This is a genomic window from Pseudonocardia sp. T1-2H (assembly GCF_038039215.1).
GTDB lineage: Bacteria > Actinomycetota > Actinomycetes > Mycobacteriales > Pseudonocardiaceae > Pseudonocardia.
In genome coordinates this window covers 2,833,746-2,849,771 of record NZ_JBBPCL010000001.1, presented here as the reverse complement: position 1 = coordinate 2,849,771, position 16,026 = coordinate 2,833,746, and the positions used below count along the sequence as shown (strand labels likewise).

16 protein-coding genes are annotated in these 16,026 nt (G+C 73.3%); 6 read left to right on the top strand and 10 right to left on the bottom strand.

Annotated features, from left to right (window positions below; all coding sequences use genetic code 11):
- Positions 1 to 21 precede the first annotated feature (21 nt).
- Entirely contained in the window at positions 22 to 546 is a 525-nt protein-coding gene (gene pepE, locus WBK50_RS14200) for a dipeptidase PepE (RefSeq protein WP_341336069.1), read from the bottom strand.
- A 33-nt stretch (positions 547 to 579) separates the two neighbouring features.
- On the opposite strand from pepE, the gene WBK50_RS14195 reads away from it, so the two are divergent.
- Positions 580 to 1,365 carry a methyltransferase domain-containing protein gene (locus WBK50_RS14195; RefSeq protein WP_341336068.1) on the top strand — a complete coding sequence of 262 codons (786 nt, stop codon included), beginning with the start codon at positions 580 to 582 and terminating at the stop codon, positions 1,363 to 1,365.
- A 59-nt stretch (positions 1,366 to 1,424) separates the two neighbouring features.
- On the opposite strand, the gene WBK50_RS14190 is transcribed toward WBK50_RS14195, so the two are convergent.
- A complete protein-coding gene (locus tag WBK50_RS14190) occupies positions 1,425 to 2,147 on the bottom strand; it encodes an HpcH/HpaI aldolase family protein (RefSeq protein ID WP_341336067.1) in 723 nt (240 codons plus the stop codon).
- On the opposite strand from WBK50_RS14190, the gene WBK50_RS14185 reads away from it, so the two are divergent.
- Together WBK50_RS14185 and WBK50_RS14180 are read left to right on the top strand one after the other, a co-directional pair.
- Positions 2,146 to 2,931 carry a flavin-containing monooxygenase gene (locus WBK50_RS14185; protein WP_341336066.1) on the top strand — a complete coding sequence of 262 codons (786 nt, stop codon included), beginning with the start codon at positions 2,146 to 2,148 and terminating at the stop codon, positions 2,929 to 2,931. The genes WBK50_RS14190 and WBK50_RS14185 overlap by 2 nt on opposite strands.
- Complete coding sequence (locus WBK50_RS14180; RefSeq protein WP_341336065.1) at positions 2,898 to 3,473, top strand: hypothetical protein; 576 nt, start codon at positions 2,898 to 2,900, stop codon at positions 3,471 to 3,473. Before WBK50_RS14185 ends, WBK50_RS14180 begins: the two co-directional genes overlap by 34 nt.
- Here the strand turns inward: WBK50_RS14180 and WBK50_RS14175 are convergent.
- Genes WBK50_RS14175 through WBK50_RS14165 form a run of 3 tightly spaced genes read right to left on the bottom strand, consistent with a single transcriptional unit; the run spans position 3,437 to position 5,840 of the window.
- Entirely contained in the window at positions 3,437 to 4,027 is a 591-nt protein-coding gene (locus tag WBK50_RS14175; RefSeq protein ID WP_341336064.1) for a class I SAM-dependent methyltransferase, read from the bottom strand. The two genes, WBK50_RS14180 and WBK50_RS14175, sit on opposite strands and share 37 nt — an antisense overlap.
- A 12-nt stretch (positions 4,028 to 4,039) precedes the next feature.
- Entirely contained in the window at positions 4,040 to 4,849 is an 810-nt protein-coding gene (locus tag WBK50_RS14170) for a hypothetical protein (RefSeq protein ID WP_341336063.1), read from the bottom strand.
- Complete coding sequence (locus WBK50_RS14165; RefSeq protein WP_341336062.1) at positions 4,782 to 5,840, bottom strand: maleate cis-trans isomerase family protein; 1,059 nt, start codon at positions 5,838 to 5,840, stop codon at positions 4,782 to 4,784. The genes WBK50_RS14170 and WBK50_RS14165 overlap by 68 nt, the downstream gene beginning before the upstream one ends.
- A 189-nt stretch (positions 5,841 to 6,029) precedes the next feature.
- On the opposite strand from WBK50_RS14165, the gene WBK50_RS14160 reads away from it, so the two are divergent.
- Positions 6,030 to 6,749 carry a DsbA family oxidoreductase gene (locus tag WBK50_RS14160; RefSeq protein ID WP_341336061.1) on the top strand — a complete coding sequence of 240 codons (720 nt, stop codon included), beginning with the start codon at positions 6,030 to 6,032 and terminating at the stop codon, positions 6,747 to 6,749.
- On the opposite strand, the gene WBK50_RS14155 is transcribed toward WBK50_RS14160, so the two are convergent.
- The 3 genes from WBK50_RS14155 to WBK50_RS14145 form a co-directional block, all read right to left on the bottom strand.
- Positions 6,746 to 7,051, bottom strand: a complete 306-nt coding sequence (locus WBK50_RS14155) for a hypothetical protein (protein WP_341336060.1) — start codon at positions 7,049 to 7,051, stop codon at positions 6,746 to 6,748. The two genes, WBK50_RS14160 and WBK50_RS14155, sit on opposite strands and share 4 nt — an antisense overlap.
- Positions 7,052 to 7,097: 46 nt before the next feature.
- Positions 7,098 to 7,547 (bottom strand): hypothetical protein, encoded by a 450-nt coding sequence (locus tag WBK50_RS14150; RefSeq protein WP_341336059.1) that lies wholly within the window; start codon positions 7,545 to 7,547, stop codon positions 7,098 to 7,100.
- A gap of 315 nt (positions 7,548 to 7,862) precedes the next feature.
- Entirely contained in the window at positions 7,863 to 9,218 is a 1,356-nt protein-coding gene (locus tag WBK50_RS14145) for an MFS transporter (RefSeq protein ID WP_341336058.1), read from the bottom strand.
- A 280-nt stretch (positions 9,219 to 9,498) separates the two neighbouring features.
- Between WBK50_RS14145 and WBK50_RS14140 the strand changes: the two genes are divergently transcribed.
- Positions 9,499 to 10,008 (top strand): L,D-transpeptidase, encoded by a 510-nt coding sequence (locus WBK50_RS14140; protein ID WP_341336057.1) that lies wholly within the window; start codon positions 9,499 to 9,501, stop codon positions 10,006 to 10,008.
- A gap of 138 nt (positions 10,009 to 10,146) precedes the next feature.
- Here the strand turns inward: WBK50_RS14140 and WBK50_RS14135 are convergent, their stop codons facing one another.
- The gene (locus WBK50_RS14135; protein WP_445942357.1) at positions 10,147 to 11,913 is read right to left on the bottom strand and encodes a DEAD/DEAH box helicase; all 1,767 of its coding nucleotides are present in this window, start codon (positions 11,911 to 11,913) and stop codon (positions 10,147 to 10,149) included.
- 363 nt (positions 11,914 to 12,276) lie between these two features.
- On the opposite strand from WBK50_RS14135, the gene WBK50_RS14130 reads away from it, so the two are divergent.
- Positions 12,277 to 12,990 carry a tyrosine-protein phosphatase gene (locus WBK50_RS14130; RefSeq protein WP_341336055.1) on the top strand — a complete coding sequence of 238 codons (714 nt, stop codon included), beginning with the start codon at positions 12,277 to 12,279 and terminating at the stop codon, positions 12,988 to 12,990.
- Between the two features lie 117 nt (positions 12,991 to 13,107).
- Here the strand turns inward: WBK50_RS14130 and WBK50_RS14125 are convergent, their stop codons facing one another.
- Complete coding sequence (locus WBK50_RS14125) at positions 13,108 to 15,510, bottom strand: Tex family protein (RefSeq protein WP_341339384.1); 2,403 nt, start codon at positions 15,508 to 15,510, stop codon at positions 13,108 to 13,110.
- Positions 15,511 to 16,026: the final 516 nt, after the last annotated feature.

Here is a 16,026-nt window from a genome sequence, read left to right as displayed (position 1 = left end):
TCGCGTAGCGGTGTGCGTGTACTACAGCCTCCGCGTGTATGTATCGCCGCAGGTGAGAGTGCTAGTCCCATCGCTTAACCGTTCCAGATAGTGCGGGTTGATCTGGAAGGGCAGCAGGCCGAGCGCCCCGAACCCGGCCGGCTCGACGATCGGCATGTCGTTCGTGGTGCACAGCGTCGGGCAGGCCATGTTGGTGCCCGCGCTGGCGCCGCCGTAGCGGGCGCCGTGCGCGACGGCCTCCCGGATCGCGGCGATCAGCCCGGTCCGCTGCAGGTCCCGGAGGAGCCGGAAGGAGTTCCCGCCGCCGACGAACACCGCGTCCGCCCCGCGGATCGCCGCCGCGGGGTCGCGCGCCGGCACCTGCCGTGCGCGGACACCGATCCCGGCGAACGCGTCGACGGCCTTGGCGGAGTAGGCGTCGTGGTCCGCCGCGGCGTAGGGCACGAACAGGACCTCGCGGCCGTCGAAGGACCGGGCGAGCGCCTCACGGGCGTGCGCGAACATCGCGGAGCCGTGGTTCGTCGAGTTGGAAAGCAGCAGGAGCACCCGCCCATCCTCTCCTGATCCAGAATCGGGTCCGTGAACGACGTCTACACCCACGGCCATCACGACAGCGTCCTGCGCTCGCACCGGAACCGGACCGCCGAGAACTCCGCGGCGTACCTGCTCCCGCTGCTGCGGCCCGGCCTCGACCTCCTCGACGTCGGCTGTGGGCCGGGCACGATCACCCACGATCTCGCGGCACGCGTCGCTCCCGGCCGGGTCCGCGGGATCGACGTGGTCGAGGCGCCGCTCGCCGAGGCCCGCGCGGCCGGAACCGGACCGGAGTTCGCGATCGGCGACGTCTACGCCCTCGACGACCCGGACGACACCTACGACGTCGTGCACGCCCACCAGGTCCTGCAGCACCTGTCCGACCCGGTGGCGGCGCTGCGGGAGATGCGGCGCGTGACCAGGCCCGGCGGGGTCGTCGCGGTGCGGGACGCGGACTACGCCGGCTTCACCTGGTACCCGCACGACGAGCGGCTCGACGCCTGGCTCGCGCTCTACCGCGCCGTTGCCCGCGGCAACAACGCAGAACCGGATGCCGGACGACGGCTGCTCGGCTGGGCGCACGATGCCGGATTCACCGAGGTCACGCCGTCGGCGTCGATCTGGTGCTACGCGACGCCGGAGACACGCGCCTGGTGGGGCGGCTCCTGGGCGGAGCGGATCGGATCCTCGTCGATCGCGGACCAGGCGCTGGACCGCGGCCTCGCGACCCGCGACGACCTGGAGGCGATGTCCGCGGCGTGGCGGCGGTGGGCGGCGAGCCCGGACGGCTGGTTCACCGTCCCGCACGGCGAGCTCCTCGCGCAGGCCTGAGGGGGTCGTGCGTGCGCAGCCTCGCCAGAACGAGGCTGCGCACGCACAGGACGGCCTGATCAGCGGCTTTCGCGCAGGGCCGCGCCGGCGGCGGCGCGGAGGAGGGCGCCCTCGGCCGGGCCCGCGAACCAGGTGAAGCCCAGGCGCCGGAAGCGATGCACGTGCGCGGGCGAGGCACAGTAGATCCCGACGGGGATCCCGGCGGCCGCGCACTGCGCGGTGATCGAGGCGAGCAGCTCGTCGTAGCTCGGGTCCTCGTCCTGCCCGGCGAGCGCCCGGCCCGTTCCCAGGGCGAGGTCGGACGGGCCGACGAACACGGCGTCCACGCCGTCGACCTGCAGGATCCCGGGCAGCGCGGCGAGCCCGGCGGCCGTCTCGATCATCACCGCGCACAGCCCGGGCGCCAGGACGTCCGCGTCACCCCAGGCCACCCGGGTCGGGCCGTAGCTGCGGGTGCCCCGCGGCGGGTAGTGGCAGGCCACCACCGCGGCGGCCGCCTCCTCGACGGACTCGACGAGCGGCACGACCACCCCGGCGGCGCCCCGGTCCAGGGCCCGGCCGATCACGTCGAGCGCGTTGTGGGAGACCCGGACCAGCGACGGCGTGCCGGTCGCCGCGAGCGCCTGCAGCATCGGGAACAGCGCGTCGTCGCCGATCAGGCCGTGCTGGGTGTCGACGCACACGAAGTCGTAGCCGACGGAGCCCATGAGCTCCGCGGTGGCCGGGCCGGGGAGCTGGAGCCAGCCCCCGACCGCGTCGTCGGCGAGGCGCAACTGATCCATGCGCCGCACTCTGCCGGACCGGGACGATCAGCGCACCACTGAACGCCTCCGCGGCCTCGGCCTGAGCCACCGGGTCTTCGAGGCGGGCAGCGGGATCGGCGGTACCTGGTACTGGAACCGGTACCCCGGCGCCCGCTGCGACGTCGAGAGCCTGGAGTACTCGTACTCGTTCTCCGAGGAACTCGAGCAGGAGTGGGAGTGGACGGAGCGCTACCCCGCGCAGCCGGAGATCCTGCGCTACATCGAGCACGTCGCGGACCGCTTCGACCTGCGCCGGGACGTCGAGCTGGACACCCGGGTGACCAGCGCCGTCTGGGACGGCGAGCGCTGGCAGGTGATCACCGACCACGGGGAGACGGTCTCGGCGCGGTTCTGCATCTTCGCGACCGGGTGCCTGTCGCGGCCCAAGGACCTCGAGATCGCCGGACTGGACTCCTTCGAGGGCTCGGTCCACTCGACCGCCCGCTGGCCGCACGAGGGTGTGGACTTCACCGGCCGCCGCGTCGCCGTGATCGGCACCGGGTCGTCCGGCGTCCAGTCGATCCCGGTGATCGCCGCGCAGGCCGCCGAGCTCACCGTGTTCCAGCGAACGGCCTCGCCGCCGTGTTCATCCGGGGCAAGATCCGGACGCTGGTGCGGGACCCGGAGACCGCCGAGGCCCTGGCCCCGGGCGACCACCCGTTCGGGACCAAGCGGCCCTGCCTCGACACCGGCTACTTCGAGACCTACAACGCCGACCACGTCCGGCTCGTGGACCTGCGGAAGACCCCGATCACCGACGTGACCGCGCAGGGCGTCCGGACGACGGACGAGCTGGTCGAGGTCGACGACATCGTGCTCGCCACGGGCTTCGACGCGATGACGGGCGCGCTGCTGGCGATCGACATCCGCGGCCGGGAAGGCCTCGGCCTGGGCGACGTCTGGGCGGACGGCCCGCGCACCTACCTCGGGCTCGGTGTCGCGGGGTTCCCGAACCTCTTCACGATCACCGGCCCCGGCAGCCCCTCCGTGCTGAGCAACATGATCGTCTCGATCGAGCAGCACGTCGACTGGATCACCGATTGCCTCGCGCGGCTCGAGGCCGACGGGGTCGTGACGATCGAGCCGACCGCCGAGGCGCAGGAGCGGTGGGTCGCCCACGTCGCCGAGGCCGCGGACATGACGCTGATGAAGCACGCGAACTCCTGGTACCTGGGCGCGAACGTGCCGGGGAAGCCGCGGGTGGTGATGCCCTACGTCGGCGGGGTCGGGCCGTACCGGGAGATCTGTGACAAGGTCGCCGCGGAGGACTACGCGGGCTTCACGCTCGCGACCGAGACCGCGTAGGGCCCACCGGCGTAGGGCTCGCGGGACCAGGTCGACCACCGGTCCTCGAGCGCGAGGCCGGCGGCGGCGCACCAGGCGTCGTACTCGTCGAGGGTCGGCCACCCGTCCTGGAGCTGGAAGCCGGCGACCAGCCGGCCGCCGGGCGTCAGGTGGCGGGCGCAGGCGGCGACCAGCTCGGCCCTCACGGAGGGGGCCGCGTACGGGACGACGTTCCCGGCGAGGACGACGACGTCGAACCGCTCGTCGAGCGCCAGGGACTCGAGCCCGGTCTGCTCCCATCGCAGGCCGGGCGCCTTGGCGCGCGCGGCGGCGATCATGTCCGGGTCCGGGTCCACCCCGACGACGTGCACCCCGCGCCGGGCCAGCTCGATGCCGACCCGGCCGGTACCGCAGCCGCCGTCCAGCACGGACGCCGGCGCGTAGGCCATGACGAGTGCGGCCTCGCCGTGCGGGTCCTGGCCCGCCTCGGCCATGCGGCGCCAGCGCTCGTCGTAGCTGTCGAGGTCGACCTCCCCGCGCCAGCGGGACCAGTCGGACGGGAGATCGGTGGGCATGCGCCCACGGTCTCACGCGCGCGCGGCCGCCCCGAGCAGGCGCTTGCGCAACCACGTGCCGAGCCGCATGCCGCGGTGGTACGGGTGGACGAGCAGGACCAGCTCGGGATCACCCGGCTCGAGATCACCCGGTGCCGACCCCTCCAGTACGGCACCGAGCGCGACGAGCCCACCGTGCTCGTCGCGCACCAGGATGCTCGGCCCGCGGGGCGTCACCAGCAGGGCCTGCAGCTCGGCGTCCGTCCAGCTCGCGGTGTAGCTCTCGGCGCCCTCCGAGCGCGCGGCGGCGTCGAGGCAGGCGCAGAGCAGCCCCTCGACGTCGTCGATCTCGTCCCCCAGGGCCGGCGTGGCGGTGAGCTCGTCCCCGGACGGCAGCAGGATGTCCCAGCGCGGGCGGTGCGGCTCGGTGGTCACGGCCCGCAGGAACGACTGGGCGCGCGCCTCCTCCGTGACCGTGAACGGCGCCCAGTCCCGCACCGCGACGAGCCAGCCGCCGCGCGGGGCCGGCACGGCGAGCACGTGCGGGTCCGCGGCGGGTTCCTCCGGCTGCAGCCGGACGTCGTCCGCGTGGACGAGGGCGCCGAGCCCCCGGGTGATCGCGGTGTCGTCACCGGCGGTCTCGCCCGCGATGGCCTGGATGGCGAGGTCCAGCGCCCGGGTCGGGGCATCCACGAGGTCGTGCGGGTCCGCGGGCGTGACCAGCACCGCACCGGGGTCCGAGGTGCCGAGGCCCTCCCGGATCGTCGCCGCGAGCTCACCGGCCGTCGCCGGCGACCCGACGAACATCTCGTCGACGACCGAGCGGGAGTCCTGCCCGTGCACGGCGAGCCCGAGGATGTTGCCGTCCGCCTCGGCGACCGCGCCGGTGAGCCGGGCCAGCGCGCCGGCCTCGTCCGGTAGCCGGACGCGGACCTTGTGCAGCGTCTGCTCCCCCGGCCCGCCCGGGCCACCCCCGAGCTCCGCGACGTCCGCGGGGATCGCCGCCTGCTCGGGGACGATCCGCAGGTGCGGCCCCCGCGGGCCGACGTGCGCGAACGCCCGGCTGCCGGTGATCAGCGACTGGCCGGGACCGACGGCGGGCTGACCGAGCTTCCCGCAGCGCCGCCCAGACGGTGACCTGGTTGGCGGTGAGCACCGGCTTGCCGAGCAGCCGCTCGAGCGGCGCGATCACGTCGTAGGTCGCGAGGTTGGTGCAGCTGATGAAGACGGCCTCGGCGTCCGGCCGGTCCGCGGCCCGCACGGCCCGGACGACCTCGTCGTAGCTGACCCGCCAGATCTGTCCGAGCAGGCCCAGCCCGACGCTGGCCGCGGTGCTCACCCCGTGCGAGGCGAGAAAGGACTCGAGGCGTTCGGTCAGGTCGTCCACATACGGGGTGACGACCGAGATGCGCCGCGCGCCGAGCTCGTCCAGCGCCGTGACCAGCGCCCCGGCGGTGGTGAGCGCGACCGGCGCCCCGGCGTCGATCATGACTCCGGTCAGCGCGATCTCGCCCGCCGCGCCGTCGACGAAGCTGCCGGACGTGCACGCGTAGGCGACGACCTGCGGCTCCGGCTCCAGCACGTCGCGGGTCGCCCGGCGGACGGGCTCCGGGTCGCTGATCGCACGCGCCATCTCCGCGGTCACCGGCGACGGGACGAACGGCGTGCGGGTGACGTGCAGCGCCGCGGACTCGGGGACCCAGCGCCACAGCTCACGGTCCAGCGCGAAGTCGAAGGGGACGATGACGCCGACCCCCGCGGTCGGCGACGGACCGCGGGCCGGGAGCTCCCCGTCGTCGACACTCCCTGCCGCACTCCCGACGCCGTCCTGCATGAAGCTACAGTGGAAGGGCCATGTGTCCGGTCAGGATCCGGCGTGTTGCCGGGAGGTAAGGGACCGGGCGCCGCCCGGAGATTCCGCGCACGTCCGTCGGTCGGGCGGCGACCGGCCGCGCGCCGATCATCCGGAACGTCCGGGTCCGTTGTGCGGAATCCCCCGGGCCTCCCGGGCGTTGCCCGGTTCGTGAAGGTCGAGATCTGGTCCGACGTCGTCTGCCCCTGGTGCGCGATCGGACGGCAACGGTTCCGTGCGGCGCTGGCCGGGTTCCCCCACCGTGAGGACGTCGAGGTGCGCTGGCGCAGCTTCGAGCTGGACCCGACGGCGCCGCGCGAGCAGCCGGCCGGCGACCGCAACCAGCGGCTCGCGGACAAGTACGGCTTCGGCGTCGAGCGCGCCCGGGAGATGCATGCCCGGATGACCGAGACGGCCGCCGCCGACGGGCTGGACTTCCACTTCGACACCGTCCGCGACGGCAACACCTTCGACGCCCACCGGCTGCTGCACCTGGCCTTCGAGTCGGGCGGCCCGGCGCTGCAGGACACGGTCAAGGAGCGGCTGTTCCGCGCCACGTTCACCGAGGGCGAGCGGATCGGGGACCCCGAGACGCTGGTCCGGCTGGTCGCCGAGGCCGGGGTGGACGCCGACGAGGCCCGCGCGGTGCTCGCCGGGGACCGCTTCGCGGCCGACGTCCGGGAGGACCAGGCGCAGGCCCGCCGCTACGGCATCTCCGGCGTCCCGTTCTTCGTCATCGACGAGAAGTACGGCGTCTCGGGCGCCCAGCCCGCGCAGGCCCTGCGCGAGGTGCTGGACAAGGCGTGGGCCGAGTCCCACCCGTTGCAGGTGCTCACCCCGGCCGGCGGGGCCGACGGGGAGGCCTGCGCCGACGGGAGCTGCTCGATCTAGCGGGTCTTGCGACGCTTGCCCGTCGCGGTCGCCACGGCCACGGCGATCGCGACGAGGGCGAGCTGCCCACCCCACACGATCCGGTTGACGTCGACGGCGGGGTGCCAGGCCACCTTGCCGTCCCGGCCGATCGCGAACGCGCCCGCGGCCCGTGCGGTCACGCCCCCGCGGCCCCTGCCGGAGCGGATCCGGAGCACCGGGACGAGGGTCGCGCTCTCCCGCTCGACGGGTTCGCCGAACACCTGCTCCCGGCCGAGCCGGTCGGCCAGCACGGCCAGGGTCTCCTCGGGCTGCGTACTCATGCCTCCACTGTGGCCCCGGGACTCCCTCGTCGCCACTCCGCCCCGGCTACTGCTCGGGTGGACCGAGCCACGAGGCGGCGTCGCCCCCGCCGTAGATCGCGACCAGGGCGGCGGCCATCCACACCATCGCCGGCAGGAAGTCCCCGCCGAGCTCGTCGGCGGGCTCGGCGAGGGCAGCCTGCCGCTCGTCGGCCGTCCCGAGGATCCCCACGACCCGGTCGACCGCGTCCGCCGGGCCTTGCCCCAGGTGCTGCCGCACCCACTGCGGGACGCGCTCCCGCGCCGTCGTCGGGATGGGGCGCGGGCCGCGGTTGGACAGCCAGCCGAGCAGCACCGCGAACGCCATCGCCTGCGCCGGCGGCGTCTGACCGGACACGGCGACGTCCCCGTCCGACGCCTCGAAGATCCTGATCTCCTCCCGCGCCGGCGTGGGCGACGCCGCCGCGAGGGTGTCCCCGACCGTCCGGAACAGGCGGTCCTCCACGATCCCGTACATGCAGTCGGACTCGTCGAGGTCGGCCGCCTCGATCTCGTCGAGGTGCCGTTCGACGGCGGTCGCCCACTCCTCGGAGCCCTCCGCCGGGCCGCTTCCCGGGCCGCCCGGACCTGCGCCAGCGTCAGCCGCATCTCCGCGAGACCGGCGGTGCCGTCGTCGTAGGTGTCGGGCCCCGGATAGGTCTCGATGCCGCGGGGGGCCGCTTCGGGGGCCCGGTCGGCCAGCTTCCGCTTGCGGGCGGCGACCTTCGCCGCCCGCTTCTGACCCGACGGCCGACGCTTGGTGCCCACCCCCGGAGTCTGCCCGACGGCGGCCTCAGCGGATCTGCCGGGACACCTCCGGCAGCCCGTCCGCCCTCGCCCGGCCGCTGCGCGCGAGGCCGATCACGATCACCGCGGAAAGCGTCATGAACCCTGCGACCACCCACATCCCCGGCCGGAAGCTGCCGGTCACGTCGGACAGCCAGCCCGTCAGGTAGGGGCCGACGAAGCCGCTCAGGTTGCCGAACGAGTTGATCATCGCGATCCCCGCGGCCGCCCCGGCGCCGGCCAGGAACGCGTTCGGGATCTGCCAGATCACCGGGATCGCGGCGAACACCCCGCACGCGCAGACCGTGACGGCGGCGATCACGAGGTACGGCGAGTCCAGGTAGAGCGCGACGGCGACGCCGACCGCGCCGATCAGGGCGGGGACGGCCACGTGGAACGTCCGCTCGCCGGTGCGGTCCGAGTGCCGCGCGACGAGCACCATCACCACCGCCGCGACCGCGTACGGGATCGCCGTCACCAGGCCGATCTGCGTGGTCGACAGGGTGCCCTTCAGGTCGGCGATCACCTGGGGCAGGAAGAAGGCCAGCACGTAGAGGCCGAAGACGATGCCGAAGTAGACGACGGACAGCGCGATCACCCGGCCGTCCTTGAGCGCGCCGCGCACGCCGAGCCCGTGCGGGATCTGCTCCTCGTCCTCCGCCTCGATCGCGTTCTCCAGCGCCTCCCGCTCCTCACGGGAGAGCCACCGGGCGTCGCGGGGCCGGCTGGGCAGCACGAACAGCACCACGATGCCGAGGATCACCGCGGGCAGCCCCTCGACGAAGAACATGAACCGCCAGCCGGCGTCGAAGCCCAGCAGGCCCGCCCCGTGGTCGATCAGCAGGCCGGAGAGCGGGCCGCCGAACACCGAGGCCAGCGGTACGGCCAGGAACGTCAGCGCGACGACCCGGGCCCGCTGCACGCGCGGGAACCAGTACGTCAGGTACAGCAGGATGCCGGGGAAGAACCCCGCCTCCGCGAACCCGAGCAGGAACCGCACGACGTAGAAGCTGATCTCGCCCTGGATGAAGGCCGTCGCCGACGCGATGATCCCCCAACTGATCATGATCCGGGCGATCCAGACGCGGGCGCCGACCCGGTGCATGATCACGTTGCTCGGCACCTCGAAGAGGAAGTAGCCGATGAAGAACAGGCCGGCTCCCAGGCCGTAGGCGGTGGCGGACATGCCCAGGTCCGGGCGCATGGTCACCGCGGCGAACCCGACGTTGACCCGGTCGACGTAGTTCAGGAGGTAGCAGAACGCCAGCAGCGGCAGCAGCCGCCAGCGTGCCTTCCGCACCGCTTCGGCGACGACCGCGGTCGCCCCCTCCGCGGGCGGCTGTGCCGACTCACGCTGGACCATTCGCTCCCCCTCGAGCACTCGACGTCGGTCCTGCCTACCTGCGTGAGGCCCCCGGGACAACCGCTGGCCGCGATCATCACGGGACCGCCCGTCGGGGACGACCCGGACACCGGTGCCGGGCGGCCTGAAGGACGCATCCGGACACCTACCGGAACGGTTTTGCCACGAGCCGTCACCCCGTTCGCGGCGGATCGTTTCGGGATCGGGGACGGTGGGTACGCGCGCGCACGCGCGAGCCGCGGTGCCGTCCCGGGGACGACGGAAGGAACCGACGGTTTCGATGGCACGGCACTCCTGGCGCGACGCGGATCAGCACACCGGACGATCCGTGGGGAGGCGGCGCCGGGCCGCCGCGGCGGGCGTCCTCGCCGCCGCGATCACCGGCACGGTGCTCACGGGGACCGCGTTCGCCGACGACGACGGGCCGACCATGACCGAGGGCACGCCGTGCACCTCCGACGCCCGTGCCTGCGTGGACCTGGCGACGAACCGGGCCTGGCTGATCCACGACGGGCAGGTCACCCGCGGTCCCGTGGGGATCAGCCACGGCGGCCAGGGCAAGGAGACGCCGACCGGGGACTTCTCGGTCCAGTGGAAGGACGAGAACCACAAGAGCAAGGAGTACGACGACGCGCCGATGCCGTACGCCGTGTTCTTCGCCGACGGCGGGATCGCCTTCCACGAGGGCAACCCGAAGAACCCGTCCGCAGGCTGCGTCCACCTGGCCCACGACGACGCGGCTGCCTGGTACGACGACCTTCAGGTGGGCGACGCCGTAGAGATCCACTGACGCGCGTTCATCCCGCGTCGTGGAGCCACAACGCGGTGCTGGGCGCCCTGTCGTCGCGTTGTGGAGCCACAAGGCGGGATTCGACGGCGAAAGGCCCCGCCCCGGGATCCCGGGACGGGGCCTTTCGCGTGGAACTCCTCAGTGCTCGCGGGCCGGGGCGAAGCCCCGGTCACGGCGCACATTGGCCTTGCGGCCCTTCAGCGTCGTCGCGCCGCGCAGCGAGCGCAGCACGTCGTCCGCGGCGTGCTCCGGAACCTCGACCAGCGCGTGCCGCTCGTGGATCGTGATGGCGCCGATGTCCCGGCCGGAGAGCCGGGACTCGTTCGCCAGCGCGCCGACGATGTCCTGCGGGCGGACGCCGGCGGCGCGGCCCGCGGAGACGAACAGCCGCGTGGTGCCGGCCTTCGGCGGGCGGGTGCCCTGGCCGCGGACACCGTCACCGCCACGGGGACCACGCGGGTCCCGGCTGCCGCGGCCACCCTCGCGAGGCGCGGAGACGACGGGGATGTCGATCTCGTCCTCGGGTGCGGCGCTGCCGGCCCGGGCGAGCCGGACGGCCGCGGCGGCGACCGCCGTGGCGTCGAACTCATTGCCCAGCGACTGCACCATCGCGAGCACGCCGTCCGCGTCGTCGTCGTCCGAACGCAGGTCCGCGACGAGCTGCTCGCGCAGCTCGGTGCGGGTGCGCTCGAGGCGAGCGGCGTTGAGGTCCTTCACCGTCGGCACCGGGGCGACCGGGACCGACTTGCCGATCAGGCGCTCGATGTTGCGCAGGTGGCGGACCGACGCCGGCGGGACCAGCGTGACGGCGACACCCTCGCGCCCCGCGCGGCCTACCCGGCCGATGCGGTGCACGTAGGCCTCGGGCGACTTCGGCACGTCGTGGTTGACGACGTGGCTGAGCTGCTCGATGTCCAGGCCGCGGGCCGCGACGTCCGTCGCGACCAGCAGGTCCGTACGGCCGTTGCGCAGCCGTTCGACGACCCGTGTCCGGTGCTCCTGGTCCATGCCGCCGTGCAGGGCCTCGGCGCGCAGCCCGCGACCGGTGAGGGTCTCGGTGACGGCGTCGACGTCCGCGCGGGTCCGGCAGAACACGATGGCGGCGGTGGGCCGCTCGAGCTCCAGGATCCGGCCGAGTGCGGCGGTGGTGTGCGAGCGCGGGACCATGTAGGCGGTCTGCCGCACACGCGGCGCCTCGCCCTCCGGCACCACCTCGCGGGCGATCCGCACCATGACCGGGTTGGTCAGGTGCTCACGGGCCAGCAGCTCGATGCGCCGCGGCATGGTGGCCGAGAACAGCACCGCCTGCCGGGTGTCCGGCGTGGCCTGCAGGATCGTCTCGATGTCCTCGACGAAGCCCATGTCCAGCATCTCGTCGGCCTCGTCGAGGACGACGACCTCGATGCCGTCGAGCGTCAGGGCACCGCGGTTGATCAGGTCGATCGCGCGCCCCGGGGTGGCGACGACGACGTCGACGCCACGCTTGAGCGAGCCCAGCTGCGGGCCGATCGGGGCGCCGCCGTAGACGGCGAGCACGCGAGCGCCGATGCCGGCGCCGTAGCTGCGCACAGCCTCGCTGACCTGCATGGCCAGCTCACGGGTCGGCGCCAGGATCAGGCCGAAGGGAATGCGTTCCCCCGTGCCGGGGCGGTCGTGCAGGCGCTGCAGCATGGGCAGCGCGAAGGCCGCCGTCTTGCCGGTGCCCGTGGCGGCCTGACCGATCAGGTCACGCCCGTCCAGCAGCGAGGGGATGGCCTCGGCCTGGATGGGGCTGGGCCGCTCGTAGCCCAGTTCGTCGAGCACGCGCAGCAGCTTCGGCTCGAGGTTGAGGTCCCCGAAGGTGGGACCGGAGGCTTCGGCGGCCTCGTCGTTCGTGTCGGCCTCGTCGGCCGCGTCGTCGGTCATCTCGGCATCGAGGTCGACGTCGTCGATCACGGTGTCGTCGATTTCTGGCAGGTCAAGCAGAGTGCTCACTCAAGTCCTTGTCGCAGCGGGGTGGCCGTTCGCCCATGTCGGAACGACGCACCCGCGGGGAAGCCCGCGGGCCCTGGCGGCAAGGTGCCGTGAATGGACCATGGGGGCTCTCGGCTGACGTCATCGCTGACAGCCGACCCGCCCATTGTCACATGAAGGGCCACGGGAGATCGCGCCGGGCGGTGGTACCGCTCGTCACGTTGGTTTCAACGCGAGGTTACCCACGAGTGTTCCCGTCGTGTGTCCGCTCACCATTTCGCTCCGTGTTCCGCTCCGTCTTGCAACCTCGGAGAGGTGACCGCCTCGCTGCTGCCCGCCACTCTGCGGACCCTCGCCAACCTGCGCGACGTCGGAGGGCTGCGCACCGACGACGGTCGTGTCGTCCGGTCCGGGGTCCTGCTCCGGAGCGACGCCCCGCAGATCGGGGACGCGGAGTTCCCAGCGCCGCACCCGTCGACCGTGATCGACCTGCGCTCCGCCAAGGAGATCGACGTGGCCGTGCACCCGCTCGCCGCGGTGGCGGACGTGCACCACGTCGCGCTCGGCGAGTCCCTGCACCCGGAGCGGGTCGCCGCAACGCCGGCCGCCGAGCGGGACCTCGCGTGGGCCTACCGGCTCATCGTCCTGGAGGCGACGGCCGAGCTGGCCCGGATCGTGCGGATCGTCGCCTCGGCGAGTGGCCCCGTGCTCGTCCACTGCGCCGCGGGCAAGGACCGCACCGGGATCGTCGTGGCCGTGCTGCTGCGGGCGGCGGGGGTTCGCCGCGACGACGTCATGGCGGACTACCTGCGCACCAACGACAACCTCGAGCGCCTCTGGGCCCGGCTCACCGCCGCGGGTGCGCACCTGCCCTCGAACAGCGACGCCCTGTTCGGCGTCGACGCCCGGGTGCTGGCGGCGGCCCTCGACGAGTTCGAGCGCCACGAGGGCGGGATCCGCGGCCACTTGCTGGCGCACGGCACCGCACCGGCCGACCTCGACACGCTCGCCGCCCGCCTCGTGCGCTGACGCACCTGTGCGCGGAAATCGTCGCCCTGGCAACGCCTGACCGTGTGCACCGCCGCGCCTGTGCGCGGAGATCGTCGCCCTGGCGACGATCTCCGCGCACGAGCGGCCGGAGGCGCCTTACTTGAAGCCGGCCCGCTTCAGTGCGTCCGCCATCGCGTTGCTCAGCGGGGCCGGCTTGTCCTGACGCTGCCCGCTCCCGCGCCGGTCATCCTGCTTCCCGCCGGGCTTGCCGCCGCCGCTCGGCTTGCCGCCGCGGGGCCCGCCCCGGCGGTCTCCGCCGCGCTCGTCCCGGCGGCCGGCCTGACCCTGTCCCTGCGCGCCGTCTCCTCTGGCAGGCCGCTTGCCCTTGCCTGCGCCCGGCTCGTCGTCGAGGCGCAGGGTCAGCGAGATCCGCTTGCGGGCCTCGTCGACCTCCATGACCTTGACCCGGACCACGTCGCCCGACTTCACGACCTCGCGCGGGTCCGAGACGAAGTCCTTCGACATCGCCGAGACGTGCACGAGCCCGTCCTGGTGCACCCCGACGTCGACGAACGCGCCGAAGGCGGCGACATTGGTGACCACGCCCTCCAGCAGCATCCCCGGCCGCAGGTCCGCGATCTTGTGCACGCCCTCGGCGAAGGTCGCGGTGCGGAACGCGGGACGGGGGTCCCGGCCGGGCTTCTCCAGCTCGGCGAGGATGTCCGTGACGGTGATCAGACCGATCTGGTCGTCGACGAACCGCTTCGGCTGCAGGGTCTTGAGCTTCGGCGCGTTGCCGATCAGCTCGCCGATCCCCTGGACCTTCGCGGCGGCGACCATCTTCCGGACCACCGGGTAGGACTCCGGGTGCACGCCCGAGACGTCCAGCGGCTCGTCGCCGCCCCGGATCCGCAGGAAGCCCGCGCACTGCTCGAACGCCTTCGGGCCGAGCCGGGGCACGTCGGCCAGGGCGGTGCGGGTGCGGAACGGGCCGTTCGCGTCGCGGTGCGCCACGATCCCGGCGGCCAGCGACTCGCTGATCCCGGACACCCGGCGCAGCAGCGGGGCGGACGCACTGTTCAGGTCCACGCCGACGGCGTTCACACAGTCCTCGACGACGGCGTCGAGCGAGCGCGAGAGCGACGACTCGGGAAGGTCGTGCTGGTACTGCCCGACGCCGATGGACTTCGGATCGATCTTGACCAGCTCGGCCAGCGGGTCCTGCAGCCGGCGCGCGATGGAGACGGCGCCGCGGATGGAGACGTCCAGGTCCGGGAAGCTGGCCGACGCGTACGCGGACGCCGAGTAGACCGACGCCCCGGCCTCGCTGACCATCACCTTGGTCATCTTCAGCGCGGGGTTCTGCGCGACGAGCTCACCGGCCAGCGCGTCCGTCTCACGGGACGCCGTGCCGTTGCCGATCGCGATCAGCTCGACCTGGTGGGCCGCGGCGAGCTTCGACAGCGTCGCGAGGGCACCCTTCCAGTCCTTGCGGGGCTCGTGCGGGTAGACCGTCTCCTTGGCCAGCACCTTGCCGGTGCCGTCGACGACCGCGACCTTGACGCCGGTCCGCAGGCCCGGGTCCAAGCCCATGGTCGTGCGGGTGCCGGCCGGCGCGGCGAGCAGCAGGTCCCGGAGGTTGGAGGCGAAGACGCCGATGGCGCCCTCCTCCGCGGCGGTGCGCAGCCGGACCCGGATGTCGATGCCCAGGTGCAGCAGGATGCGGGTGCGCCAGGTCCAGCGGACGACGTCGTTCAGCCACTTGTCCGCCGCGCGGCCCTGGTCCGAGATCCCGACGTGCGCGGCGATCAGGGTCTCGTAGTCCGAGCGCCGGCCGGGCTCGACCGGCTGGGAGTCCGGCTCCAGCGCGACGTCGAGGATCTCCTCCTTCTCCCCGCGGAACACCGCGAGGATCCGGTGGCTGGGCAGCTTGGTGAAGGGCTCGGAGAAGTCGAAGTAGTCCGAGAACTTGGCGCCCTCGGTCTCCTTGCCCTCGCGGACCTTGGAGACGAGCACGCCCTTGGACCACATGCGCTCGCGCAGGCCGCCGATGAGATCGGCCTCCTCGGAGAACCGCTCGACCAGGATCGACCGGGCACCCTCGAGGGCTGCGGCGGCGTCCGCCACGTTGTCGTTCAGGTAGTCCGCCGCGGTGGTCTGCGGGTCCAGCGTCGGGTCCCCGAACAGCGCGTCCGCGAGCGGCTCGAGGCCGTTCTCGCGGGCCACCATCGCCTTGGTGCGGCGCTTCGGCTTGAACGGCAGGTAGATGTCCTCGAGGCGGGCCTTGGACTCGGCGGCGAGGATCCGCGCCTCCAGGACCTCGTCGAGCTTGCCCTGCTTGCGGATCTCGTCGAGGACGGCGGTACGGCGCTCCTCCAGCTCGCGGAGGTAGCGGAGGCGCTCCTCGAGGGTACGCAGCTGCGCGTCGTCGAGCTCCTCGGTCGCCTCCTTCCGGTAACGGGCGATGAAGGGGACGGTGGAACCGCCGTCGAGCAGGTCGACGGCGGCGACGACCTGGTTGGTGCGCACCCCGATCTCGTCGGCGATCCGCTGCGGGATGGACCATCCCGCGTAGGACTTCGCCGGGGCCTCGGGGGCGGCGGGCGAGGCCGGGGCGGGGGCGGCGGGCGACTGCGCTGGGGGAACCGAACCTGTCACCCCTCCATGGTGGCGAACCACCCCGGCGAGCCCGAGCCCGGGGCCGGTAGCGCGACCCCGCGCCCCGTCGGCTAGCCATGATCATCCCGCGGGTCGCGGCATGACACCCCACGAGTCGCGCCCCAGAACCCCGCGAGTCGGGATCGGAGCCCGGGCGAGTCGGGATCCAAGGCCGAGCGAGTCGCGATCTGAGCCCGGGCGAGTCGCGATCCAAGGCCGGGCGAGTCGGGATCCAAGTCCGGGAGTGCTCGCACCCGCACGCGATCAGCGAAGCGCCTCGTGATCACGATCTCGGGACCAGGACAGACGCCAGGTGCCACTCTCGCTCCCGGGATCGTGACCGCGGATGGTCGGCGACACGAAATCGGCGCCGGCCGGACGCCCTGCTCGAGGGATGCGGTTCGCCCGCACCCGAAC

Bases quoted from the DNA above. Each gene is read 5' to 3' on its own strand.
- WBK50_RS14185 (WP_341336066.1), top strand. From the start codon at position 2,146: ATGCGCCGCACTCTGCCGGACCGGGACGATCAGCGCACCACTGAACGC.
- WBK50_RS14165 (WP_341336062.1), bottom strand. From the start codon at position 5,840: ATGCAGGACGGCGTCGGGAGTGCGGCAGGGAGTGTCGACGACGGGGAG.
- WBK50_RS14150 (WP_341336059.1), bottom strand. From the start codon at position 7,547: ATGTACGGGATCGTGGAGGACCGCCTGTTCCGGACGGTCGGGGACACC.
- WBK50_RS14175 (WP_341336064.1), bottom strand. From the start codon at position 4,027: ATGCCCACCGATCTCCCGTCCGACTGGTCCCGCTGGCGCGGGGAGGTC.
- WBK50_RS14155 (WP_341336060.1), bottom strand. From the start codon at position 7,051: ATGAGTACGCAGCCCGAGGAGACCCTGGCCGTGCTGGCCGACCGGCTC.
- WBK50_RS14135 (WP_445942357.1), bottom strand. From the start codon at position 11,913: ATGACCGACGACGCGGCCGACGAGGCCGACACGAACGACGAGGCCGCC.
- WBK50_RS14145 (WP_341336058.1), bottom strand. From the start codon at position 9,218: ATGGTCCAGCGTGAGTCGGCACAGCCGCCCGCGGAGGGGGCGACCGCG.
- WBK50_RS14190 (WP_341336067.1), bottom strand. From the start codon at position 2,147: ATGGATCAGTTGCGCCTCGCCGACGACGCGGTCGGGGGCTGGCTCCAG.
- WBK50_RS14140 (WP_341336057.1), top strand. From the start codon at position 9,499: ATGGCACGGCACTCCTGGCGCGACGCGGATCAGCACACCGGACGATCC.